Origin of the sequence: Streptomyces stelliscabiei, assembly GCF_014873495.1 — a bacterium.
Classification (GTDB): Bacteria; Actinomycetota; Actinomycetes; order Streptomycetales; family Streptomycetaceae; genus Streptomyces; species Streptomyces bottropensis.
Genome location: NZ_JADBGF010000001.1, coordinates 2,067,886 through 2,092,056, shown reverse-complemented (window position 1 = coordinate 2,092,056; position 24,171 = coordinate 2,067,886). Strand labels below are relative to the sequence as shown.

Genomic DNA, 24,171 nt, shown 5'->3' with positions numbered 1-24,171 from the left:
CGGCGAACGGCCGGTGCCGTTCGCCGACAGGGCGCCGGGACCTCGCTCCGGCCCCGAACCGTCAGTGCTCCTTGATCTGTTCGCGGACCTTGTCGGCCACATGGGAGGGCATCGGCTCGTGCCGTGTGTACCGGCGGCCGAAGCGTGCGGTGCCGTGGGAGAGGGAGCGCAGATCGACGGCGTACCGGTCGATCTCGATCTCCGGCACCTCCGCGCGGACCAGGGTGCGCCCGCCGCCCGCCTGCTCGGTCCCGACGACCCGGCCGCGCCGCCCGGACAGATCGCTCATCACGGGGCCCACGTACGAGTCGCCGACCAGGACCGACACCTCGGCCACCGGCTCCAGGAGGTGGATCTTCGCGTCCGTCGCGGCCTCGCGCAGCGCCAGCGCGCCCGCCGTCTGGAACGCGGCGTCCGAGGAGTCCACCGAGTGCGCCTTGCCGTCCCGCAGCGTGATCCGTACGTCGATGAGCGGATAGCCGGCCGCGACGCCCTTGGCGGCCTGGGCCCGCACCCCCTTCTCGACGGACGGGATGAACTGCCTCGGCACGGCTCCGCCGACGACCTTGTCGACGAACTCGATGCCGGAGCCGCCGGGCAGCGGCTCCACCTCGATCTCGCAGATCGCGTACTGCCCGTGCCCGCCGGACTGCTTCACATGCCGGCCGCGCCCGGCCGACCGGTCGGCGAACGTCTCGCGCAGGGAGACCCGGTGCGGAACGACGTCGACCTGGACGCCGTACCGGCTGCGCAGCCGTTCCAGGGCCACGTCCGCGTGCGCCTCGCCCAGGCACCACAGGACGACCTGGTGGGTGTCCTGGTTCTGTTCGAGCCGCATGGTCGGGTCCTCGGCGACCAGCCGGGCCAGCCCCTGGGAGAGCTTGTCCTCGTCGGCCTTGCTGTGCGCCTGGATGGCGAGGGGGAGCAGGGGGTCGGGCATCTCCCACGGTTCCATGAGCAGCGGGTCGTCCTTGGCCGAAAGCGTGTCCCCGGTCTCCGCGCGGCTCAGCTTCGCGACACAGGCCAGGTCACCCGCGATGCAGTGCGTGAGCGTCCGCTGCTGCTTGCCGAAGGGCGTGGACAGGGCGCCGATCCGCTCGTCCACGTCATGGTCCTCGTGCCCCCGGTCGGCGAGGCCGTGCCCGGACACGTGCACCGTCGCGTCGGGTCGCAGGGTGCCGGAGAAGACCCGTACCAGCGAGATACGGCCCACGTAGGGGTCGCTGGCGGTCTTGACGACCTCGGCGACCAGCGGTCCGTCGGGGTCGCAGGTCGCCTTGATCTCGCGGGGCGTGCCCTCGGGGGTGGTGACGGCGGGCGTCTCGCGCTCCAGGGGGGTGGGGAAGCCGCCGGTGACCAGTTCGAGGATCTCGACCGTGCCGAGGCCCTGTTTCGCGCCGTCGGCGGCGGGGGCGGCGGCCAGCACGGGGTGGAAGACCCCGCGGGCGACGGCCCGTTCCAGGTCGTCGACGAGGGTCGTGACGTCGATCTCCTCACCGCCGAGATAGCGGTCCATGAGGGTCTCGTCCTCGCTCTCCGCGATGATCCCCTCGATGAGCCTGTTCCGGGCCTCCTCGATCGCCGGCAGCTGCTCGGGGCCCGGCTCGGACTCCTTGCGCTCGCCGGAGGAGTAGTCGAACAGCTTCTGCGACAGCAGCCCGGTCAGCCCGGTCACGGGGGCGTGCCCGTCCGGACCCTGCGGGCCGCGCAGCGGCAGATAGAGCGGCAGTACGGCGTCGGGGTCGTCCCCGCCGAAGGTCTGCGCGCACGTGCGGGTCATCTCCTCGAAGTCCGCCCGCGCGGCCTCCAGGTGCGTCACCACGATCGCCCGGGGCATACCGACCGCCGCGCACTCCTCCCACACCATGCGGGTCGAGCCGTCGACGCCGTCCGAGGCCGAGACGACGAAAAGGGCCGCGTCCGCCGCTCGCAGACCGGCCCTGAGTTCCCCGACGAAGTCGGCGTATCCGGGGGTGTCCAGCAGATTGATCTTGTATCCGCCCCATTCGACGGGGACGAGGGAGAGCTGCACCGAGCGTTGCTGACGGTGTTCGATCTCGTCGTAGTCGGAGACGGTGCCGCCGTCCTCCACACGGCCCGCCCGGTTCACCGCTCCCGCTGTCAGCGCGAGAGCCTCCACCAGGGTCGTCTTGCCCGATCCGGAGTGGCCGACCAGCACCACATTCCGTACGGACGCGGGGTGGTCGGCCGCCGTAGCCCTGCCGGCGGCTCCGGAATGTGGGTTCGCCTTGTCGCCCATGGTCCTGCCTCCCGTGCACGGTGAGGTCACTGTGGGCGCGGACACGCGGATCCTCCCCGTCAGGGGGACCCTCAGCGGTGTCGACTCCGGTGACGCCCGCGGTGTCTTTCGAGCTTTCCACTCGCGTCACCGCGCGTCCATACGAGGGACGGGATCGCTCCCCACGGCCCGGGGACACGGCGGGCTGGTGCCCGACGGTCGTACACGCGCGCGCGTGGCTACGATGGGCCAGCCGGATGGCCAGCAGGGGCCACGCGGCGACACCGACCCTCGGGAAGGCCATGCTGAACAAGTACGCGCGTGCATTCTTCACGCGTGTCCTCACACCGTTCGCCGCGTTTCTGATCCGCAGGGGGGTCAGCCCCGACACGGTCACCCTCATCGGCACCGCCGGAGTGATCGCGGGCGCGTTGGTCTTCTACCCCCGGGGCGAGTTCTTCTGGGGCACGATCGTCATCACGCTCTTCGTCTTCTCGGACCTCGTCGACGGCAACATGGCCCGTCAGATGGGCCGTTCCAGCCGGTGGGGCGCCTTCCTCGACTCCACGCTCGACCGGGTCGCCGACGGCGCGATCTTCGGCGGCTTCGCCCTCTGGTACGCGGGCAAGGGCGACGACCTCGCCCTGTGCGCCGTGTCGATCTTCTGCCTGGCGAGCGGCCAGGTCGTGTCCTACACCAAGGCGCGCGGTGAGTCGATCGGCCTGCCGGTGGCGGTCAACGGACTCGTGGAGCGTGCCGAGCGACTGGTGATCTCGCTGGTGGCGGCCGGTCTCTCCGGTCTGCACGCGTTCGGCGTGCCGGGCATCGAGGTCCTGCTGCCGATCGCCCTGTGGATCGTCGCCGTCGGCAGTCTCGTCACCCTGATCCAGCGCGTCGTCACCGTCCGTCGCGAGTCCGCCGAGGCCGAGGCGGAGGCCGAGGCGGCCGCCGCGACCGCGCAGGAGACGCCGGACAGCGCCCGGAACAGCGAGGCGACCCCGTGAGCGCTCTGCGGGAGCGGGCGACCGACGGGCTCTACGGCCTCGGTTGGGCCACCGTCAAGAAACTCCCGGAGCCCGTCGCGGTACGCCTCGGCCGGACGATCGCCGACGCCACCTGGAAGCGGCGCGGCCCCCTCGTACGCCGTCTGGAGGCCAACTACGCGCGCGTGGTGCCGGGCGCGAGCCCCGAGCGCCTCGCCGAGCTGTCCCGCGCGGGCATGCGCTCCTACCTGCGCTACTGGATGGAGTCCTTCCGTCTCCCCGCCTGGAGCGAGGAACGCGTCAGGACCGGCTTCACGGCCAAGGACCTGCACCATCTCACCGACGGCCTCGCCGCCGGCCGGGGCGTCGTCCTCGCCCTGCCGCACCTGGCCAACTGGGACCTCGCCGGCGCCTGGGTCACCACCGCGCTGAAGACCCCGTTCACCACGGTGGCCGAGCGTCTCAAGCCCGAGACGCTCTACGACCGCTTCGTCGCCTACCGCGAGGGCCTCGGCATGGAGGTTCTCCCGCACAGCGGCGGCTCCGCCTTCGGCACCCTCGCGCGGCGGCTGCGCGACGGAGGCCTGGTCTGCCTGGTCGCCGACCGTGACCTGTCCGCGTCCGGCGTCGAGGTCGACTTCTTCGGCGAGCCCACCCGTATGCCCGCCGGACCGGCCCTCCTCGCCCAGCAGACCGGCGCGCTGCTGCTGCCGGTGACCCTCTGGTACGACGACTCGCCCGTGATGCGGGGACGCGTGCACGCCCCGATCGAGGTACCCGGGACAGGTACCCGGGCCGAGAAGACGTCTGTCATGACACAGGCGCTGGCGGACGCCTTCGCCACCGGCATCGCCGACCACCCGGAGGACTGGCACATGCTCCAGCGCTTGTGGCTCGCGGACCTGGACCCCGCGAAACGCCCCGACGGCCCCGGGAAAGCGTCGCCGGATCCCGCGCCGGGTCCCGCGACCGACCCCGGGCGGGGCGCCGCGCCGGACGTGGAGAGCGGTTCCGGGGAGGGACGCGCGTGAAGATCGGGATCGTCTGCCCGTACTCCTGGGACGTGCCCGGGGGAGTCCAGTTCCACATCCGCGACCTGGCCGACCACCTCATCCGCCTCGGCCACGAGGTCTCGGTGCTCGCCCCCGCGGACGACGACACGCCGCTGCCGCCGTACGTCGTCTCGGCGGGCCGCGCGGTCCCGGTGCCCTACAACGGCTCGGTGGCCCGCCTGAACTTCGGCTTCCTGTCGGCGGCCCGGGTACGGCGCTGGCTGCACGAGGGCACGTTCGACGTGATCCACATCCACGAGCCTGCCTCCCCCTCGCTCGGCCTGCTGGCCTGCTGGGCGGCCCAGGGGCCGATCGTCGCCACCTTCCACACCTCCAACCCGCGCTCCCGGGCGATGATCGCGGCGTACCCGATCCTGCAGCCCGCGCTGGAGAAGATCAGCGCGCGGATCGCGGTGAGCGAGTACGCCCGCCGCACCCTGGTCGAACACCTGGGCGGCGACGCGGTCGTCATCCCGAACGGCGTCGACGTCGACTTCTTCGCCCGTGCCAAGCCCCACCCCGACTGGCAGGGCGACACCCTCGGCTTCGTCGGCCGCATCGACGAACCCCGCAAGGGGCTGCCGGTGCTGATGAAGGCCCTCCCCAGGATCTTCGCCGAGCGCCCCCGGACCCGGCTGCTGGTCGCCGGGCGCGGTGACGAGGAGGAGGCGGTGGCGACGCTGCCCAAGGAGCTGCGCTCCCGCGTGGAGTTCCTCGGCATGGTCAGCGACGAGGACAAGGCCCGCTTCCTGCGCAGCGTCGACCTCTACGTCGCCCCCAACACCGGGGGCGAGAGCTTCGGCATCATCCTCGTCGAGGCCATGTCCGCGGGCGCCCCCGTCCTCGCCTCCGACCTCGACGCCTTCGCCCAGGTCCTCGACCAGGGCAGCGCGGGCGAGCTGTTCGCCAACGAGGACGCGGACGCCCTCGCGACGGCCGCCGTACGCCTGCTCGGCGACCCGGACCGGCGCGCCGAACTCCGCGCCCGTGGCAGCGCGCACGTCCGGCGTTTCGACTGGTCGACCGTCGGCGCCGACATCCTCGGCGTCTACGAGACGGTCACGGAGGGGGCGGCCTCGGTGGCGGCGGACGAACGGGTGGGGCTGCGGGCCCGGTTGGGGCTGGCCCGGGACTGAGTACGCGGCGGTCGCGGGGACCCTCGGGCGGCTTTCACCTCGTATGCGGCGTTGATGGGCACCGGTAGTAGCCTTGCCGCCCGTGACTTCCACACTCATCTGGATCGCTGTCGTCCTCTTCGCGATCGGTCTCTATCTGAGCTGGACCGCGGGACGCCTCGACCGACTGCACGCGCGCATCGACGCCGCCCGCGCCGCGCTCGACGCGCAACTGCTGCGCCGGGCGTCGGTCGCCCAGGAACTGGCCACCTCCGGGGTGCTGGACCCGGCCGCCTCGATCGTCCTCTACGAGGCGGCCCACGCGGCGCGGCAGGCGGAGGAGGAGCAGCGCGAGGTCGCCGAGAGCGAGCTGAGCCAGGCGTTGCGGGCCGTGTTCGCGGAGGCGCAGCAGGTGGAGGTGGTGCGGGCGGCGCCGGGCGGGGAGGACGCCGCGAACGAGCTGGCGCAGGCCGTGCGTCGGGTGCCGATGGCCCGGCGTTTCCACAACGACGCGGTGCGGGCGGCGCGTGCGCTGCGGCGGCATCGCACGGTGCGGTGGTTCCGGCTCGCCGGGCACGCCCCGTTCCCGCTCGCCTTCGAGATGGACGACGAGCCGCCGACGGCGTTGGCCGACCGGGCCACGACCTGACTTCTGGGCGCCCTACGGGTCGGCCCTGAAAGACCAGGCCCTGCGGCCTGAGAAGCAGGGGGCGCAGCCCCTGCTCTCAGGGGCGCGGAGACCTGCGCGAGAAGCCCCACCGGCCCGCGGGCGGACGAGTCCTCCGCCGAAAATGAGCCACCGCCTCCCCATTGGCCCTTGCAGTGGCCTGTTCCCCTCGCGTTTCCTCGGTGATTGCAGAAACCCTCCTTCCCCGAGCTTCCCCCGAGCGAGGTCAAACCCGTGTCCAGCACCCTCTCCCCCTCCGCCCAGACCCCCGAGACCGGCACCGCCCGCGTGAAGCGCGGCATGGCCGAGCAGCTCAAGGGCGGTGTGATCATGGACGTCGTCACCCCCGAGCAGGCCAAGATCGCCGAGGACGCGGGCGCCGTCGCCGTCATGGCCCTGGAGCGGGTCCCCGCCGACATCCGCAAGGACGGCGGCGTGGCCCGGATGTCCGACCCGGACATGATCGAGGGCATCATCGAGGCCGTCTCCATCCCGGTCATGGCCAAGTCCCGCATCGGCCACTTCGTCGAGGCCCAGGTCCTGCAGTCCCTCGGCGTGGACTACATCGACGAGTCCGAGGTCCTCACCCCGGCCGACGAGGTCAACCACAGCGACAAGTTCGCGTTCACGACCCCGTTCGTCTGCGGCGCCACCAACCTGGGTGAGGCCCTGCGCCGCATCGCCGAGGGCGCCGCGATGATCCGCTCCAAGGGCGAGGCCGGCACCGGCAACGTCGTCGAGGCCGTCCGCCACCTGCGTCAGATCAAGAACGAGATCGCCCGCCTGCGCGGCTACGACAACAACGAGCTGTACGCCGCCGCCAAGGAGCTGCGCGCCCCGTACGAGCTGGTCAAGGAGGTCTCCGAGCTGGGCAAGCTCCCGGTGGTCCTCTTCTCCGCCGGTGGTGTGGCGACCCCCGCCGACGCCGCGCTGATGCGCCAGCTCGGTGCCGAGGGCGTCTTCGTCGGCTCCGGCATCTTCAAGTCCGGCGACCCGGCCAAGCGCGCCGCCGCCATCGTGAAGGCCACCACCTTCTACGACGACCCGAAGATCATCGCGGACGCCTCCCGCAACCTGGGCGAGGCCATGGTCGGCATCAACTGCGACACCCTCCCCGAGGCCGAGCGCTACGCGAACCGGGGCTGGTAAGCACCCATGAGCGACACCCCCGTCATAGGCGTCCTGGCCCTCCAGGGCGACGTACGGGAGCACCTCGTCGCCCTGGCCGCGGCCGACGCCGTGGCCAGGCCGGTGCGGCGCCCCGAGGAACTCGCCGAGGTGGACGGCCTCGTCATCCCCGGCGGCGAGTCCACCACCATCTCCAAGCTGGCCGTGCTCTTCGGCGTGATGGAGCCCCTCCGCGCGCGCGTGCGCGACGGCCTGCCCGTCTACGGCACCTGCGCCGGACTGATCATGCTCGCCGACAAGATCCTCGACCCGCGCTCGGGCCAGGAGACGATCGGCGGCATCGACATGATCGTGCGCCGCAACGCCTTCGGCCGGCAGAACGAGTCCTTCGAGGCGGCGGTCGACGTCAGGGGCGTCGAGGGCGCCCCCGTCGAGGGTGTCTTCATCCGGGCCCCCTGGGTCGAGTCCGTGGGCGCCCGGACGGAGGTGCTGGCCGAGCACGAGGGCCACATCGTCGCCGTACGCCAGGGCAACGCCCTCGCCACGTCGTTCCACCCGGAGCTGACCGGAGACCACCGGCTGCACGCGCTGTTCGTCGAGATGGTGCGCGCGAACAGGGCGGCGGAGTCCTTGTAGGATCTCTGGGGTTCGTTGCAGAGATGGGTTACGCGAAGGAGACAGGCAGATGTCCGGCCACTCTAAATGGGCTACGACGAAGCACAAGAAGGCCGTGATCGATGCCAAGCGCGGCAAGCTCTTCGCGAAGCTGATCAAGAACATCGAGGTCGCGGCCCGGATGGGCGGCGTCGACATCGAGGGCAACCCGACCCTGTACGACGCCATCCAGAAGGCGAAGAAGCAGTCGGTCCCCAACAAGAACATCGACTCCGCGGTCAAGCGCGGTGGCGGCCTCGAGGCCGGCGGCGCCGACTACGAGACGATCATGTACGAGGGCTACGGACCGAACGGTGTCGCGGTGCTCATCGAGTGCCTCACCGACAACCGCAACCGCGCCGCCTCCGACGTCCGTGTCGCCATGACCCGCAACGGCGGCTCGATGGCCGACCCGGGCTCCGTGTCGTACCTCTTCAACCGCAAGGGCGTCGTCATCGTCCCCAAGGGCGAGCTGTCCGAGGACGACGTCCTGGAGGTCGTGCTCGACGCGGGCGCCGAGGAGGTCAACGACCTGGGTGAGGCGTTCGAGGTGCTCAGCGAGGCCACCGACATGGTCGCGGTCCGCACCTCCCTCCAGGAAGCCGGGATCGACTACGACTCCGCCGAGGCCAACTTCGTCCCGACCATGCAGGTCGAGCTGGACGAGGAGGGCGCCAGGAAGATCTTCAAGCTGATCGACGCCCTGGAGGACAGCGACGACGTGCAGAACGTCTTCGCCAACTTCGACGTGAGCGACGACGTCATGGCCAAGGTCGACGCGTAGGTCTCCGCCAGGAGCCGGACGAACTCCGGGGCCACAGGGCTTCGACGGGCCGACGGGACACACCCCGTCGGCCCGTCGTGCTGTCGGCCGTTGTCAGTGGCACCCGATAGCCTGCACAAACAGGTGGTCGATGGGAGGGGCGCGTGCGCGTACTGGGGGTGGACCCGGGGCTGACCCGTTGCGGTGTCGGGGTCGTGGAAGGCGTCGCCGGACGGCCGCTCACCATGCTCGGCGTCGGTGTCGTCCGTACGCCCGCGGACGCGGAGTTGGGGCACCGTCTCGTCGCGATCGAGCAGGGCATCGAGCAGTGGCTCGACGAGCACCGCCCCGAATTCGTCGCCGTGGAACGGGTGTTCAGCCAGCACAACGTACGCACGGTCATGGGCACCGCCCAGGCCAGCGCCGTCGCCATGCTCTGCGCCGCCCGCCGCGGCATCCCCGTCGCCCTGCACACCCCGAGCGAGGTCAAGGCCGCCGTCACCGGCAGTGGTCGCGCCGACAAGGCCCAGGTCGGGGCCATGGTCACCCGCCTCCTCCGGCTCGACGCACCCCCGAAGCCCGCGGACGCCGCCGACGCCCTCGCCCTCGCCATCTGCCACATCTGGCGGGCCCCTGCACAGAACCGTCTCCAGCAGGCCGTCGCCCTGCACGCGACCAGGACGTCGAGCGCGTCGAATCCGCCGCGTGCGGCAAAGGCGGCACCGAACGCACTGAAAGGCCGTACGGCATGATCGCCTTCGTCAGCGGCACGGTCGCCGCACTCGCCCCCGACACGGCCGTGATCGAGGTGGGCGGGGTCGGCATGGCCCTGCAGTGCACGCCGAACACCCTGTCCACCCTGCGGCTCGGTCAGCCGGCCAAGCTCGCCACCTCCCTCGTCGTACGGGAGGACTCGCTCACCCTGTACGGATTCGTGGACGACGACGAACGTCAGGTCTTCCAGCTGCTGCAGACCGCGAGCGGGGTCGGCCCGCGGCTGGCCCAGGCGATGCTCGGGGTGCACACCCCCGACGCGCTGCGCCGAGCCGTGGCCACCGGTGACGAGAAGGCGCTGATCGCCGTCCCCGGCATCGGCAGGAAGGGCGCCCAGAAGCTACTGCTCGAACTGAAGGACCGCCTCGGCGAGCCCCTCGGCGCCCCCGCGATCGGCGCCCCGGTCACCCAGGGCTGGCGCGACCAGCTGCACGCCGCCCTGATCGGCCTCGGGTACGCCACCCGCGAGGCCGACGAGGCCGTGGCGGCCGTCGCCCCCCAGGCCGAGGCAGCCGAAGGCACGCCCCCGGTCGGCCAGTTGCTGAAGGCCGCACTCCAGACCCTCAACAGAGCACGCTGACCGGCCTGTTCGAGGCCTCGTACCCGTCCCGCACGGCCGGTACGGCCCACCCGCTCCCTCCGACCGCGACCGCGAGGCACACGCAATGAACTGGGACGACACGACCGACGACACCGCCGCCGAGCGGCTGGTGGGCTCTGTCGCCGACCGTGAGGACCAGGCCGTCGAGGCCGCCCTGCGCCCCAAGGACCTGGACGAGTTCATCGGTCAGGAGAAGGTCCGTGAACAGCTCGACCTCGTCCTGCGAGCCGCACGCGCGCGCGGGGCCACCGCCGACCACGTGCTGCTCTCCGGCGCCCCCGGCCTCGGCAAGACCACCCTCTCGATGATCATCGCGGCCGAGATGGGCGCCCCCATCCGGATCACCTCCGGCCCCGCCATCCAGCACGCGGGCGACCTCGCCGCGATTCTCTCCTCCCTGCAGGAGGGCGAGGTCCTCTTCCTCGACGAGATCCACCGCATGTCCCGGCCCGCCGAGGAGATGCTGTACATGGCGATGGAGGACTTCCGCGTCGACGTGATCGTCGGCAAGGGCCCCGGCGCCACCGCGATCCCCCTCGAACTGCCGCCCTTCACCCTGGTCGGCGCCACCACGCGCGCGGGACTGCTGCCGCCCCCGCTGCGCGACCGCTTCGGCTTCACCGCGCACATGGAGTTCTACGAGCCCGCCGAGCTGGAGCGGGTCATCCACCGCTCGGCGAGCCTCCTCGACGTCGAGATCGACCCGGCCGGCGCCGCGGAGATCGCGGGCCGCTCGCGCGGCACCCCCCGTATCGCCAACCGCCTGCTGCGCCGCGTCCGGGACTACGCGCAGGTCAAGGCGGACGGCTTCATCACGCGCGACATCGCCGGGGCCGCCCTCGCCGTCTACGAGGTGGACGGCCGCGGCCTCGACCGCCTCGACCGGGGCGTCCTCGAAGCCCTGCTCAAGCTGTTCGGCGGCGGACCCGTCGGCCTGTCCACCCTCGCCGTCGCCGTGGGGGAGGAGCGCGAGACCGTCGAGGAGGTCGCCGAGCCCTTCCTCGTCCGTGAGGGACTGCTCGCCCGGACCCCCCGCGGCCGGGTGGCGACCCCCGCCGCCTGGGCCCACCTCGGACTCACCCCGCCACGCGGCACGACCGGCGGAAACGGACAACAGGACCTGTTCGGGGCGTGACCCTCTCGTGACGGCGCGGTACTCGCCCGGCATGGAACCCCGGTGACATGCTGTGCGTTGTTCCATCACGGCGGACTCGCTTAGACTCCGCCGATGCCGCCCCTGTCGGCAGCGCACATACCCCCAACCATCAGGCCGCTCGCCATCGCGGTCGTGTGAAGGAAGTTCCGACCCGTGAGTCTCGTGACCCTCCTCCCGTTCATCGTGCTCATCGGGGCCATGATCCTGATGACCCGATCGGCCAAGAAGAAGCAGCAGCAGGCCGTCGACATGCGGAACCAGTTGCAGCCCGGTTCCGGCGTCCGCACGATCGGGGGCATGTACGCGACCGTCAAGGAGGTCAGCGAGGACACTCTCCTCCTCGACGCCGGGCCGGGCGTCGAGCTGCTGTTCGCGAAGAACGCCATCGGTGCCGTCCTCAGCGACGAGGAGTACAACCGGATCGTCCACGGCATCGAGCACGACCTGAAGTCCGATGTCGTCCCCGACGACGCCTCCGCCCTCACCGAGACCGACGAGCCCTCCGACGACGCTTCCGCCGCTTCCGACGACAAGCCCATCGACCTCGGCAAGAAGGACGCGTCCGACGACGCGACCGACGAGACCGCCGAGGCGAAGGACGACGACACCAAGTCCGTCGAAGCAGAGCCGAAGAAGACCGACGGCGAGTCCGACGCGAAGTAGTCACGTCCCGGGAGTGCGAGCGAGAACCGCCCGCGCCCCGGGAACGTGCCGTTTTCGCCCGGATTCCCCGACACCAGTCATGGCCGCCCCCGCGCTGACCCCGCCCGGCGGCCCGAGAGGGAGTACGAGAAGGTGGCAGCACCGAAGAAGGGCCGGAGCGCGAGTGCCCAGAGCAAGCCTGGGCGCGCGCTGGCCCTCATCCTGATCGCCCTTGTGGCGCTCACCGGGGGAATGTTCGCCTCCGGACACACCACTCCGCGTCTCGGCATCGACCTCGCCGGTGGTACGAGCATCACGCTCGAGGCGAGGAGCGGCCAGGAATCGGCGATCAACAAGACCAACATGGACACCGCGGTCGAGATCATGAACCGCCGTGTCAATGGTCTGGGTGTCTCCGAGGCCGAGGTCCAGACCCAGGGCGATCGCAACATCATCGTCAACATTCCCAAGGGCACGAACTCCGAGGAGGCCCGGGACCAGGTCGGCACCACCGCGAAGCTGTACTTCCGTCCGGTCCTGCAGAGCCAGGTCGGCACCGGCGTGACCCAGGAGCCGAGCACCTCGGCGAGCCCCAGCGGCAAGAGCAGCGGATCGCCCAGCCCGTCGGGCTCCGACGGCAAGGACGAGGCCACCGAGCCCGGATCCGGTGACTCCGCCAGTCCGTCGTCCTCCGCCACGTCCCAGGGTCGTGCGGTCACCGACGCGCTGAAGGCCGACCCCACACCCTCCGGCAGCGGCTCCGCGTCCGCCAAGGCCACCGGCAGCGCCTCGCCGTCGGCGAGCCCGAGCGTCGACCCGGAGACCCAGGCGCTCCAGGCCAAGTTCACCGCCCTCGACTGCAACGACCCCAAGCAGCGCGCCAAGGCCGGCAAGGGCAAGACCACCGACGTCGTCGTGGCCTGCGGCCAGGACAACGGCGCCTGGAGCAAGTTCGTGCTCGGCCCGGTCGGGGTCGACGGCACCGAGGTCGACAAGGCCAAGGCGCTGCTCGACACGCAGAACGGCACCGGCTGGCAGGTCGTCATGGACTTCAACTCCAAGGGAGCGAAGAAGTTCGCCGACATCACCGGCCGGCTGGCGACCCAGACCTCCCCGCAGAACGAGTTCGCGATCGTCCTGGACGACGAGGTCGTCTCCCACCCCTACGTGCGCGCGGCGGTCACCGGCGGCAACGCCGAGATCTCCGGCAGCTTCACGCAGGAGGAGGCCCAGAACCTCGCGAACATGCTGTCGTACGGTGCCCTCCCGCTCACCTTCAAGACGGCGAGTGTCACCACCGTCAGCCCCGCGCTCGGCGGTGACCAGCTGCACGCGGGCCTGATCGCCGGCGCGATCGGTCTGGCCCTGGTCATGATCTACCTGATCGTCTACTACCGCGGCCTGTCGCTGATCGCCATCGCCTCCCTGCTCGTCTCGGCGGCCCTGACCTATGTGCTCATGGCGTTGCTCGGCCCGGCCATCGGCTTCGCGCTGAACCTGCCCGCGGTCTGTGGCGCGATCGTCGCCATCGGTATCACCGCGGACTCGTTCATCGTGTACTTCGAACGCGTACGGGACGAGATCCGCGAAGGCCGCACGCTGCGCCCCGCCGTCGAGCGGGCCTGGCCGCGTGCCCGGCGCACCATCCTGGTCTCCGACTTCGTGTCGTTCCTCTCCGCCGCGGTGCTCTTCGTGGTCACCGTCGGCAAGGTGCAGGGCTTCGCGTTCACCCTCGGCCTGACCACGTTGCTCGACGTCGTGGTGGTCTTCTTCTTCACCAAGCCGCTGCTGACACTGCTGGCTCGTACGAAGTTCTTCGGCGGCGGCCACAAGTGGTCCGGCCTCGATCCGCAGCGACTGGGCGCCCGGCCCCCGCTGCGCCGTACCCGCCGTCCCGCTGTCCCCGCCGACCCGAAGGAGGCCTGAGATGTCGAAGCTCGGTGACCTCGGAGCCCGTCTCCACCGCGGCGAGGTCGGTTACGACTTCGTCGGCAACCGCAAGATCTGGTACGGCGTATCCATTCTGATCACCATCGCGGCCATCGCCGGCCTGGCGATCCGTGGTCTGACGATGGGTATCGAGTTCCAGGGCGGTGCCGTCTTCACCACGCCGAGTACGAGCGTGTCGGTCGCCCAGGCCGAGGAGTACGCGGAGTCGGCGTCCGGCCACGACGCGATCGTGCAGAAGCTCGGCAACGGCAGCCTCCGTATCCAGATCTCGGGCATCGAGACGGCCCAGGCCGACAAGGTCTCCGCGCAGCTGGCCGACGACCTGGACATGAAGCCGGAGGAGGTCGCCGGTGAACTGGTCGGCCCCAGCTGGGGTGACCAGATCGCCGCCAAGGCCTGGCAGGGTCTGGCCATCTTCCTGGTCCTCGTGGTGATCTATCTGGCGATCGCCTTCGAGTGGCGTATGGCCATCGCAGCGTTCGTCGCCCTGATCCACGACATCACCATCACGATCGGCATCTACGCCCTCGTCGGCTTCGAGGTGACGCCGGGCACGGTGATCGGTCTGCTCACGATCCTCGGTTACTCGCTCTACGACACGGTCGTCGTCTTCGACAGCCTCAAGGAGCAGACCAAGGACATCACCAAGCAGACCCGCTGGACGTACGCCGAGATCGCCAACCGTTCGATCAACAGCACCCTGGTGCGGTCGATCAACACCACGGTGGTCGCGCTGCTGCCGGTCGCCGGTCTGCTGTTCATCGGTGGCGGTGTCCTCGGCGCGGGCATGCTCAACGACATCTCGCTGTCCCTGTTCGTCGGCCTCGCGGCCGGTGCGTACTCGTCGATCTTCATCGCCACGCCGCTCGTCGCCGACCTCAAGGAGCGCGAGCCGCAGCTGAAGGCCCTCAAGAAGCGCGTCCTCGCCAAGCGTGCCCAGGCCGGGCACGAGGGCCCGGAGCCGGCGGACGACGGCCCGTACGACGACGAGCCGGCTGAGGCCACCCCCGCGGTGGTCGGGCCGCGCACCCAGTCCGGGGGCCGCAGTCGCGGCCGGGGCGGCAGGCGGCGATGACCGATATCAAGGAGCTGCTGCTCAGCCGTATCCGTGACGTCGCCGACCACCCCGAGCCGGGGGTGATGTTCAAGGACATCACCCCGCTGCTCGCCGACCCGGCGGCGTTCACCGCGCTGACGGACGCGCTGGCGGAGCTGACCGTCCGGCACGGCGCCACGAAGATCGTCGGCCTGGAGGCCCGGGGCTTCATCCTGGGCGCCCCGGCCGCGGTCCGCGCGGGCGTCGGCTTCATCCCCGTACGCAAGGCCGGCAAGCTCCCCGGGGCCACGCTCAGCCAGGCGTACGACCTGGAGTACGGCTCCGCCGAGATCGAGGTGCACGCCGAGGACCTGATCGAGGGCGACCGGGTGATGGTCATCGACGACGTCCTCGCGACCGGCGGCACGGCCGAGGCGTCCCTGCAGCTCATCCGACGGGCGGGCGCAGAGGTCGCGGGCGTGGCGGTGCTGATGGAGCTGTCCTTCCTGGCGGGCCGGCAACGGCTGCAGGCCGTACTGGACGGCGCCCCGCTGGAGTCGCTGATCCAGGTCTGAACCGGATCCGTACGAACGGGTTCGATCCTCAGGAGTCGATCCTCAGGGGGCGACCCTCACCCGTTGGATCCGAACGGGTTCGAGAGCGTGTCCACGGTGCCTCCCGCCGTGCGCCGATCGCGGCGCACGGCGGGAGGCACCGTTCGCCGTGTTCCCTTCCGCTCCCCGCGCGGCGCGTGCCCGGCCGCCGACCGAGATCACTTCCGATCAGGGTTGACATGCGCTGGTCATTGAGGTCGGATGATCACGCGCCACATCGACCACATGACCACTGGTCCGGGCGCAGGGGGAATGGCCGACCATGTACAGGGCGCCTCGACGAGGCGTGCCCTCGTGCTCCCCCGACGGACTGGTGGCGACTGAACACAGGGGGATTCTCCATGCGTCTGCGCACTCTGCCGATCATCACCGCGATCGCCGCCGCCACCTTCGTCGGTGCCGCGACGAGCCCCGCACAAGCGGGCACGGGGCTGCTCCTGGCCGTGCAGATCAACAACTTCCAGGACTGGGGCAACTTCAACCAGGACCCGGTGGACCACCCCGGCAGCAGCCAGGACGTCCCCGGCGACGCCATCCGCGCCTGTGACTTCACCGCTGACCGGTGGGGCGTGACGGTCTGGCTGGACGTCAACCGCAACGGCACCTGGGACCGCACCTCCACGACCGCCGGCAACCCGTCGGACTACTGCAGCGACTGGGTGACCGGCAACCTCGCGGAGGGGACCCGGGTGACCCTCAAGGCCTGCAACACCAAGGCCGGGTTCGCGCCGAAGAACTGCAAGGAGGACGACACCGTCGCCTGAGCGGCGGGGGTGCAGGGTGACACGGTCGTCGCCACCGGGCCCGTCGGGCCCGGCCGGTACCCGTGACGACCCCGGCACCGCACCGAGGCGGGTCCCCGAGGAATCAGGGGCCCGCCTCTGGTGTTTCACCAGTACACAGCCCTCCCGGTGGCCTGAAGGCGATCCTGGGACGCGGGATCGCTACCATGGGTGCTCCGGAGCCTGACCGGGGGACCCGGATCGCGCACGAGGAGCCCTCTTGGCAGACGAGGCCCAGCACCTGACCGCCGCCAAGCCCGAGTCCGCCTCGGGCCCCGCGGCCAAGCCCGCGCAGGACGCGACCAAGCCCGCGAACCCCGCGACGGCGCGGTCCGCGCAGAGCCCGGTCGAGCACGCCCAGTCCGCGCCCGCCGACAAGGCCCCCGACTCCTCGCGCCCCAAGCCGGACCCGGCCGACAGCCCCGCCCCGGCGCCCGCACCCCGCCCCGCGGCCACCGGCCAGCCCGCGCGCTCCGGCTCCTCCAACCGCGTGCGCGCCCGCCTCGCCCGCCTCGGCGTGCAGCGCTCCAACCCCTACAACCCGGTCCTGGAGCCGCTGCTGCGGATCGTGCGCGGCAACGACCCGAAGATCGAGACGGCGACGCTGCGCCAGATCGAGAAGGCCTACCAGGTCGCCGAGCGCTGGCACCGCGGCCAGAAGCGCAAGAGCGGCGACCCGTACATCACGCACCCCCTCGCGGTGACCACGATCCTCGCCGAGCTGGGTATGGATCCGGCCACCCTGATGGCCGGTCTGCTGCACGACACGGTCGAGGACACCGAGTACGGCCTCGACCAGCTCCGCCGCGACTTCGGCGACTCCGTAGGCCTCCTCGTCGACGGCGTCACCAAGCTGGACAAGGTCAAGTTCGGCGAGGCCGCCCAGGCCGAGACCGTGCGCAAGATGGTCGTCGCCATGGCCAAGGACCCGCGCGTCCTGGTCATCAAGCTCGCCGACCGCCTGCACAACATGCGCACCATGCGCTACCTCAAGCGCGAGAAGCAGGAGAAGAAGGCGCGCGAGACCCTGGAGATCTACGCGCCCCTCGCCCACCGCCTGGGCATGAACACCATCAAGTGGGAGCTGGAGGACCTCGCCTTCGCGATCCTCTACCCCAAGATGTACGACGAGATCGTCCGCCTGGTGGCCGAGCGGGCACCGAAGCGCGACGAGTACCTGGCCATAGTGACCGACGAGGTCCAGCAGGACCTGCGGGCCGCCCGCATCAAGGCGACCGTCACCGGCCGCCCGAAGCACTACTACAGCGTCTACCAGAAGATGATCGTCCGCGGCCGTGACTTCGCGGAGATCTACGACCTGGTCGGCATCCGCGTCCTGGTGGACACGGTCCGCGACTGCTACGCGGCCCTGGGCACGGTCCACGCCCGCTGGAACCCGGTTCCGGGGCGGTTCAAGGACTACATCGCGATGCCCAAGTTCAACATGTACCAGTCGCTGCACACGACGGTCATCGGGCCCAACGGCAAGCCGGTCGAACTCCAGATCCGGACGTTCGACATGCACCGCCGCGCCGAGTACGGCATCGCCGCGCACTGGAAGTACAAGCAGGAGGCCGTCGCCGGCGCCTCCAAGGTGCGCTCGGACCAGCCGCGGACCACCGGCAAGGACGACCACCTCAACGACATGGCCTGGCTGCGTCAGCTGCTGGACTGGCAGAAGGAGACCGAGGACCCCGGCGAGTTCCTGGAGTCCCTGCGCTTCGACCTGTCCCGCAACGAGGTCTTCGTCTTCACGCCGAAGGGTGATGTGATAGCGCTGCCGGCCGGCGCGACACCGGTGGACTTCTCGTACGCGGTGCACACCGAGGTGGGCCACCGCACCATAGGGGCCCGCGTCAACGGCCGTCTCGTCCCGCTGGAATCGACCCTGGACAACGGCGACCTCGTGGAGGTCTTCACGTCCAAGGCGGCCGGAGCCGGACCGTCCCGGGACTGGCTGAACTTCGTCAAGTCCCCGAGGGCCCGCAACAAGATCCGCGGCTGGTTCTCCAAGGAGCGGCGCGACGAGGCCATCGAGCAGGGCAAGGACGCCATCGTCCGCGCCATGCGCAAGCAGAACCTGCCGATCCAGCGCATCCTCACCGGCGACTCGCTCGTCACCCTCGCCCATGAGATGCGCTACCCGGACATCTCCGCCCTCTACGCGGCCATCGGCGAGGGCCATGTCTCCGCGCAGAGCGTCGTGCAGAAGCTCGTCCAGGCGCTCGGCGGCGAGGAGGCGGCCACCGAGGAGATCGACGAGTCCGTACCGCCCACCCACGGCCGCAGCCGCAAGCGCCGCGGCAGCAACGACCCCGGTGTCGTGGTCAAGGGCGTCGACGACGTCTGGGTCAAGCTCGCCCGCTGTTGCACCCCCGTCCCCGGCGACCCCATCATCGGCTTCGTCACCCGCGGCAGCGGCGTGTCGGTCCACCGCAACGACTGCGTCAACGTCGAGTCGCTCTCACGCGAACCCGAGCGGATCCTCGCCGTCGAGTGGGCGCCCACCCAGTCGTCGGTCTTCCTCGTGGCCATACAGGTCGAGGCCCTGGACCGCAGCCGGCTGCTGTCGGACGTCACCCGCGTCCTGTCCGACCAGCACGTCAACATCCTCTCCGCCGCCGTCCAGACCTCCCGCGACCGCGTCGCCACCTCCCGTTTCACCTTCGAGATGGGTGACCCGAAGCACCTGGGCCACGTCCTGAAGGCCGTACGCGGTGTCGAGGGCGTCTACGACGTGTACCGGGTGACCTCGGCGCGCAGGCCGTAGGCCCGGCCCGGTACGGACGAGAGGGGCTCCCGCACGAATCGTGCGGGAGCCCCTCTCGTCCGTACCGTCGGTGTCAGCCGCCGAACTCCTGCAGACCCTTCAGGGCCTGGTCCAGCAGGGCCTGACGGCCGTCCAGCTCCCGCTGGAGCTTGTCGGCCTTGGCGTTGTTGCCCTGGGCGCGGGCGGCCTCGATCTGGCTGCCCAGCTTGTCGACGGCGGCCTGGAGCTGGCCCGTGAGACCGGCGGCACGGGCGCGGGCCTCCGGGTTGGTCCGGCGCCACTCCGCCTCCTCGGCCTCCTGGATGGCACGCTCGACGGCGTGCATCCGGGCCTCCACCTTCGGGCGGGCGTCGCGCGGGACGTGGCCGATGGCCTCCCAGCGCTCGTTGAGCGAGCGGAGGGCGGCACGCGCCGACTTCAGATCCGTCACCGGCAGGATCTTCTCCGCCTCCCCGGCCAGCTCCTCCTTGAGCTTGAGGTTCTCCGACTGCTCCGCGTCACGCTCGGCGAACACGGAACTGCGGGCGGCGAAGAAGACGTCCTGGGCACCGCGGAAGCGGTTCCACAGGTCGTCCTCGTGCTCGCGCTGGGCGCGGCCCGCGGCCTTCCAGTCGGCCATCAGCTCGCGGTAGCGCGCGGCTGTGGGGCCCCAGTCGGTCGAGGCGGACAGACCCTCGGCCTCCGCGACCAGCTTCTCCTTGACCTTGCGGGCGTCCTCGCGCTGCGCGTCGAGCTGCGCGAAGTGGGCCTTGCGACGCTTGGAGAACGCCGAGCGGGCGTGCGAGAAGCGGTGCCAGAGCTCGTCGTCGGACTTGCGGTCCAGCCGGGGCAGACCCTTCCAGGTGTCCACCAGCGCCCGCAGTCGCTCACCGGCGGACCGCCACTGGTCGGACTGGGCCAGCTCCTCCGCCTCGGTGACCAGGGCCTCCTTGGCGTGCCGGGCCTCGTCGGACTGCTTCGCCCGCTGCTGCTTGCGCTCCTCGCGGCGCGCGTCGACCGTCTCGACGAGCTTGTCCAGCCGGACCTTCAGCGCGTCCAAATCACCGACCGCGTGATGCGCGTCCACCTGCTCGCGAATGTGGTCGATCGCGACCTGAGCGTCCTTCGCGGACAGGTCGGTGGTCTTCACCCGCTTCTCGAGGAGGCCGATTTCGACGACCAAGCCCTCGTACTTGCGCTCGAAGTAGGCCAGCGCTTCCTCGGGGGAGCCGGCCTGCCAGGAACCGACGACCTGCTCGCCGTCGGCCGTACGCACGTACACGGTCCCCGTCTCGTCGACGCGGCCCCACGGGTCGCTGCTCACAGCGCCTCCTCCACATGATGCCTGCAAGGGGCCTCAGCGCCCCCGGGCATCGTCCACAGTTTCGTCACGGCCAACATAGGCGACCGGCGGGTTGCCTGTCCGCATCCCGCGCGACCGAAATTTCGCTGTTGAGGGTCAGGACTTCTTGACAGTCGCCTTGTTGATCACGACGGTCGCGTTGGGCGCTCCGTCACCCATGCCGGTGCTCTCGCCGGCCTTGGCGATCTTCGTCAGGACCTTCATCCCCGCCTTGGTGATCGTGCCGAACGGTGTGTAGTTGGCCGGCAGCGGACTGTCCTGGAAGACGAGGAAGAACTGGCTGCCGCCGCTGTTCTTGCCCTCGCCCGTCTGCCCGTTGAACTGGTTCGCCATCGCGACCGTGCCCGCCGGGTACACATCGCCCTTCAGGCGCGGGTCCTTCAGGTTCTCGTCGGGGATCGTGTAGCCGGGACCACCCATGCCGGTGCCCTGCGGGTCGCCGCACTGCAGCACGTAGATACCCTGCGTGGTGAGACGGTGGCACTTGGTGTGGTCCAAGTAGCCCTTGTTCACCAGGAAGTCGAACGAGTTGACCGTGTGCGGGGCCTTCGCCGCGTCCATCGTTATGGGGATGGAACCGCAGGTGGTCCGCAGATCCATCGTGTACTTCGCGCTCTTGTCGATGGTGAGCGCGGGTTCCTTCTTGTAGGTGAGCTTCTCCACCTTGCCCGCGGCCGGCTTCTCGCACGGATCCGGCGCCTTGCTGGCACTGGGCGACGGGCTCGGCGACACCTCCGCGCCCGCGTTGTCCTTCTTGTCGTCACCCTTGAGCACGTCGGTCGTGTACAGCGCCACGCTGCCCACCAGGATCACACCGAGCACCGAGGCGATCACGGCGTTGCGGACATGGGCCTTGCGCCGCGCGGACGTACGCCGCTGCTGCTGCCGCAAGAACTTCTCCCGGGCGAGCTGACGCCGCCGCTGATCCTGGCTGACCACGGGGTTCTCTCCTCATGCGTCTCGTCCGCCGACAGGTGCGTCGCGCGTCCGTCGAGTCGACTGTTTACGTGTGACCCGTACCGTATATGGGTTCGCTGGGGAAACGGCAGCGCCGGTAGGCTCTGATCCACAGCAACCCACCACCCTCGTACGCCACAAGAAGGACGATCGTGCTCATTGCCGGGTTCCCCGCCGGGGCCTGGGGGACCAACTGTTATCTGGTCGCCCCCGCCGCCGGTGAGGAGTGCGTGATCATCGACCCGGGCCACCAGGCCACCGAGGGAGTCGAGGAGACGCTGAAGAAGCATCGGCTCAAGCCCGTCGCCGTCGTCCTCACCCACGGCCACATCGACCATGTGGCCTCGGTCGTCCCGGTGTGCGGCGCGCACGACGTACCCGCCTGGATCCACCCCGAGGACCGGTACATGATGAGCGACCCCGAGAAGGCGCTCGGCCGTTCCATCGGTATGCCGCTCATGGGCGAGCTGACCGTGGGGGAGCCGGGTGACGTCAAGGAGCTGACCGACGGCGCGAAGCTGGAGCTGGCCGGTCTGGAGCTGGCCGTCTCGCACGCGCCCGGCCATACCAAGGGGTCGGTGACCTTCCGGATGCCCGAGAACACGGAGATCCCTTCCGTGTTCTTCTCCGGGGATCTGCTGTTCGCCGGCTCCATCGGACGCACCGACCTGCCCGGCGGCGACATGGCCGAGATGCTCGACTCGCTGGCCCGCGTGTGCCTGCCGCTCGACGACTCGACCGTGGTGCTGTCCGGCCACGGCCCCCAGACGACCATCGGCCAGGAGCGCGCCACCAACCCGTATCTGCGGCAGGTGGCGGCCGGCGGCCAGGGAGCGGGTCCGACGACCCCTCCCCGACGAGGAATGTGACGAGAGACCTTCCGTGAGCACCTTTCAGGCCCCCAAGGGCACGTACGACCTGCTGCCCCCGGACAGCGCCACGTACCTGGCCGTCCGTGAGGCCATCGCCGCCCCGCTGCGCGACTCCGGCTACGGCTACGTCGAGACACCCGGCTTCGAGAACGTCGAGCTGTTCGCACGCGGTGTGGGTGAGTCCACCGACATCGTGACCAAGGAGATGTACGCCTTCGAGACCAAGGGCGGCGACCAGCTGGCCCTGCGTCCCGAAGGCACCGCCTCCGTCCTGCGCGCCGCCCTGGAGGCCAACCTCCACAAGGTGGGCAACCTCCCGGTCAAGCTCTGGTACTCCGGCTCGTACTACCGCTACGAGCGCCCCCAGAAGGGCCGGTACCGCCACTTCTCCCAGGTCGGCGCCGAGGCGATCGGGGCCGAGGACCCGGCCCTGGACGCCGAGTTGATCATTCTTGCGGACCAGGCGTACCGCTCGCTGGGCCTCAGGAACTTCCGCATCCTCCTCAACAGCCTGGGCGACAAGGAGTGCCGTCCCGTCTACCGGGCAGCCCTGCAGGAGTTCCTGCGCGGCCTGGACCTGGACGAGGAGACCCTCCGCCGCGCGGAGATCAACCCGCTGCGCGTCCTCGACGACAAGCGCGGCGACGTCCAGAAGCAGCTCACCGACGCCCCGCTGCTGCGCGACTACCTCTGCGACGCCTGCAAGGCGTACCACGAGGAGGTCCGTGAGCTGATCACCGCGGCGGGCGTCGCCTTCGAGGACGACCTCAAGCTGGTGCGCGGCCTCGACTACTACACCCGTACGACCTTCGAGTTCGTCCACGACGGTCTCGGCTCCCAGTCCGCGGTGGGCGGCGGCGGCCGCTACGACGGCCTCTCCGAGATGATCGGCGGCCCCGCCCTGCCGTCCGTCGGCTGGGCCCTCGGCGTCGACCGCACGGTCCTCGCCCTGGAGGCGGAGGGCGTCGAACTCGAACTCCCCGCCACCACCAGCGTGTTCGCCGTCCCGCTCGGCGAGGAGGCCCGCCGCCTGCTGTTCGCCAAGGTCACCGAACTGCGCAAGGTGGGCATCGCGGCCGACTTCGCCTACGGCGGCAAGGGCCTCAAGGGCGCGATGAAGAACGCCAACCGCAGCGGTGCGCGCTACACGGTCGTCGCCGGGGAGCGCGACCTCGCCGAGGGCGTGGTCCAGCTCAAGGACATGGAGTCCGGTGAGCAGGTCGCCGTCGGCGTGAACGAGATCGTGGCCGAGCTGGAGGCCCGGCTCGGCTGAGTCGAACCCTTGTCGCCCCTGCCGCCCTGTACGGGTGGCAGGGGCGACATTTACGTCCGGCGAACGGTCCCGGCGCGAGGGTGTACGGCACAATGACCGTGCCCCAGTGGCCCCTTCGACGCTACGGAATCGACGGAATCGACGTGATGAGCAAGACGACAGTCAGCAACGTCTCGACCACCGATCGCGAACACACCGAGGCCCCGCGCACGGTGGGCGGCAGTCGTGCCTTCGCCATCCTGCTGCTGATCACCGGCGCGGCCGGACTGCTCGCGTCCTGGGTCATCACGATCGACAAGTTCAAGCTGCTGGAGGACCCGAACTTCACACCGGGCTGCAGCCTCAACCCGGTCGTCTCCTGCGGCAACATCATGAAGAGCGACCAGGCCTCCGTCTTCGGATTCCCCAACCCGATGCTCGGCCTCGTCGCGTACGGCATCGTCATCTGCGTCGGCGTGAGCCTGCTCGCCCGCGCGACCTACCCGCGCTGGTACTGGCTGACCTTCCACGCGGGCACCGCCTTCGGCGTCGGCTTCGTGACCTGGCTGCAGTACCAGTCGCTGTACAACATCAACTCGCTCTGCCTGTGGTGCTGCCTCGCCTGGGTCGCCACGATCCTGATGTTCTGGTACGTCACGTCCTCCAACATCCGCAACGGCCTCCTGCCGGCTCCCGGCTGGCTCAAGAGCTTCTTCGGCGAGTTCACCTGGGTCCTGCCCGTGATGCACATCGGCATCATCGGCATGCTGATCCTGACCCGTTGGTGGGACTTCTGGACCAGCTGACCGGCTTCCGCCGCAA

Annotated in this window: 22 protein-coding genes; 19 read left to right on the top strand and 3 right to left on the bottom strand. The window is 70.3% G+C overall.

The window, feature by feature from the left end; translation table 11 throughout:
* Positions 1-61: 61 nt before the first annotated feature.
* On the bottom strand, positions 62-2,260 hold the full coding sequence (locus H4687_RS09080; RefSeq protein WP_046919864.1) for an elongation factor G-like protein EF-G2: 2,199 nt from the start codon (positions 2,258-2,260) through the stop codon (positions 62-64).
* Positions 2,261-2,496: 236 nt separating this feature from the next.
* Here H4687_RS09080 and pgsA point away from each other — a divergent pair, with 236 nt between their 5' ends.
* From pgsA to H4687_RS09000, 16 genes are all read left to right on the top strand, one after another.
* Complete coding sequence (pgsA, locus tag H4687_RS09075) at positions 2,497-3,243, top strand: phosphatidylinositol phosphate synthase (protein WP_050398528.1); 747 nt, start codon at positions 2,497-2,499, stop codon at positions 3,241-3,243.
* Entirely contained in the window at positions 3,240-4,253 is a 1,014-nt protein-coding gene (locus H4687_RS09070) for a phosphatidylinositol mannoside acyltransferase (RefSeq protein ID WP_046919862.1), read from the top strand. The genes pgsA and H4687_RS09070 overlap by 4 nt, the downstream gene beginning before the upstream one ends.
* Positions 4,250-5,410 (top strand): glycosyltransferase family 4 protein, encoded by a 1,161-nt coding sequence (locus tag H4687_RS09065; RefSeq protein WP_046919861.1) that lies wholly within the window; start codon positions 4,250-4,252, stop codon positions 5,408-5,410. The genes H4687_RS09070 and H4687_RS09065 overlap by 4 nt, the downstream gene beginning before the upstream one ends.
* Before the next feature lie 82 nt (positions 5,411-5,492).
* Entirely contained in the window at positions 5,493-6,038 is a 546-nt protein-coding gene (locus H4687_RS09060) for a LemA family protein (protein ID WP_046919860.1), read from the top strand.
* Positions 6,039-6,290: 252 nt separating this feature from the next.
* Positions 6,291-7,205, top strand: a complete 915-nt coding sequence (gene pdxS, locus H4687_RS09055) for a pyridoxal 5'-phosphate synthase lyase subunit PdxS (RefSeq protein ID WP_005485424.1) — start codon at positions 6,291-6,293, stop codon at positions 7,203-7,205.
* Positions 7,206-7,211: 6 nt separating this feature from the next.
* On the top strand, positions 7,212-7,820 hold the full coding sequence (pdxT, locus tag H4687_RS09050; protein ID WP_046919859.1) for a pyridoxal 5'-phosphate synthase glutaminase subunit PdxT: 609 nt from the start codon (positions 7,212-7,214) through the stop codon (positions 7,818-7,820).
* A 49-nt stretch (positions 7,821-7,869) separates the two neighbouring features.
* Positions 7,870-8,622 (top strand): YebC/PmpR family DNA-binding transcriptional regulator, encoded by a 753-nt coding sequence (locus H4687_RS09045; protein WP_013005004.1) that lies wholly within the window; start codon positions 7,870-7,872, stop codon positions 8,620-8,622.
* A 143-nt stretch (positions 8,623-8,765) separates the two neighbouring features.
* Positions 8,766-9,353, top strand: coding sequence for a crossover junction endodeoxyribonuclease RuvC (ruvC, locus tag H4687_RS09040; RefSeq protein ID WP_046919642.1), 588 nt, complete (start codon positions 8,766-8,768; stop codon positions 9,351-9,353).
* Positions 9,350-9,955 carry a Holliday junction branch migration protein RuvA gene (gene ruvA, locus H4687_RS09035; RefSeq protein WP_046919643.1) on the top strand — a complete coding sequence of 202 codons (606 nt, stop codon included), beginning with the start codon at positions 9,350-9,352 and terminating at the stop codon, positions 9,953-9,955. Before ruvC ends, ruvA begins: the two co-directional genes overlap by 4 nt.
* 85 nt (positions 9,956-10,040) lie before the next feature.
* Positions 10,041-11,111: a Holliday junction branch migration DNA helicase RuvB gene (ruvB, locus tag H4687_RS09030; RefSeq protein WP_005485433.1), complete on the top strand. Its 1,071-nt coding sequence runs from the start codon at positions 10,041-10,043 to the stop codon at positions 11,109-11,111.
* Between the two features lie 174 nt (positions 11,112-11,285).
* On the top strand, positions 11,286-11,795 hold the full coding sequence (yajC, locus tag H4687_RS09025) for a preprotein translocase subunit YajC (RefSeq protein ID WP_020114451.1): 510 nt from the start codon (positions 11,286-11,288) through the stop codon (positions 11,793-11,795).
* Positions 11,796-11,927: 132 nt separating this feature from the next.
* On the top strand, positions 11,928-13,700 hold the full coding sequence (secD, locus tag H4687_RS09020; protein WP_046919644.1) for a protein translocase subunit SecD: 1,773 nt from the start codon (positions 11,928-11,930) through the stop codon (positions 13,698-13,700).
* A gap of 1 nt (position 13,701) precedes the next feature.
* On the top strand, positions 13,702-14,799 hold the full coding sequence (gene secF / locus H4687_RS09015; protein WP_046919645.1) for a protein translocase subunit SecF: 1,098 nt from the start codon (positions 13,702-13,704) through the stop codon (positions 14,797-14,799).
* On the top strand, positions 14,796-15,335 hold the full coding sequence (locus tag H4687_RS09010; RefSeq protein WP_046919646.1) for an adenine phosphoribosyltransferase: 540 nt from the start codon (positions 14,796-14,798) through the stop codon (positions 15,333-15,335). Before secF ends, H4687_RS09010 begins: the two co-directional genes overlap by 4 nt.
* 380 nt (positions 15,336-15,715) lie before the next feature.
* Entirely contained in the window at positions 15,716-16,138 is a 423-nt protein-coding gene (locus H4687_RS09005; protein ID WP_050398529.1) for a hypothetical protein, read from the top strand.
* Between the two features lie 238 nt (positions 16,139-16,376).
* Positions 16,377-18,926 carry a RelA/SpoT family protein gene (locus H4687_RS09000; protein ID WP_050398530.1) on the top strand — a complete coding sequence of 850 codons (2,550 nt, stop codon included), beginning with the start codon at positions 16,377-16,379 and terminating at the stop codon, positions 18,924-18,926.
* A gap of 73 nt (positions 18,927-18,999) precedes the next feature.
* Here the strand turns inward: H4687_RS09000 and H4687_RS08995 are convergent, their stop codons facing one another.
* Both H4687_RS08995 and H4687_RS08990 read right to left on the bottom strand, forming a co-directional pair.
* A complete protein-coding gene (locus H4687_RS08995) occupies positions 19,000-20,229 on the bottom strand; it encodes a DUF349 domain-containing protein (RefSeq protein ID WP_046917487.1) in 1,230 nt (409 codons plus the stop codon).
* 135 nt (positions 20,230-20,364) lie between these two features.
* On the bottom strand, positions 20,365-21,207 hold the full coding sequence (locus tag H4687_RS08990) for a peptidylprolyl isomerase (protein ID WP_046917488.1): 843 nt from the start codon (positions 21,205-21,207) through the stop codon (positions 20,365-20,367).
* 170 nt (positions 21,208-21,377) lie between these two features.
* Here H4687_RS08990 and H4687_RS08985 point away from each other — a divergent pair, with 170 nt between their 5' ends.
* From H4687_RS08985 to H4687_RS08975, 3 genes are all read left to right on the top strand, one after another.
* Positions 21,378-22,094, top strand: coding sequence for an MBL fold metallo-hydrolase (locus tag H4687_RS08985; RefSeq protein ID WP_045557230.1), 717 nt, complete (start codon positions 21,378-21,380; stop codon positions 22,092-22,094).
* Positions 22,095-22,107: 13 nt separating this feature from the next.
* The gene (hisS, locus tag H4687_RS08980; protein ID WP_046917489.1) at positions 22,108-23,370 is read left to right on the top strand and encodes a histidine--tRNA ligase; all 1,263 of its coding nucleotides are present in this window, start codon (positions 22,108-22,110) and stop codon (positions 23,368-23,370) included.
* 146 nt (positions 23,371-23,516) lie between these two features.
* Positions 23,517-24,155: a vitamin K epoxide reductase family protein gene (locus H4687_RS08975; protein ID WP_046917490.1), complete on the top strand. Its 639-nt coding sequence runs from the start codon at positions 23,517-23,519 to the stop codon at positions 24,153-24,155.
* Positions 24,156-24,171 lie beyond the last annotated feature (16 nt).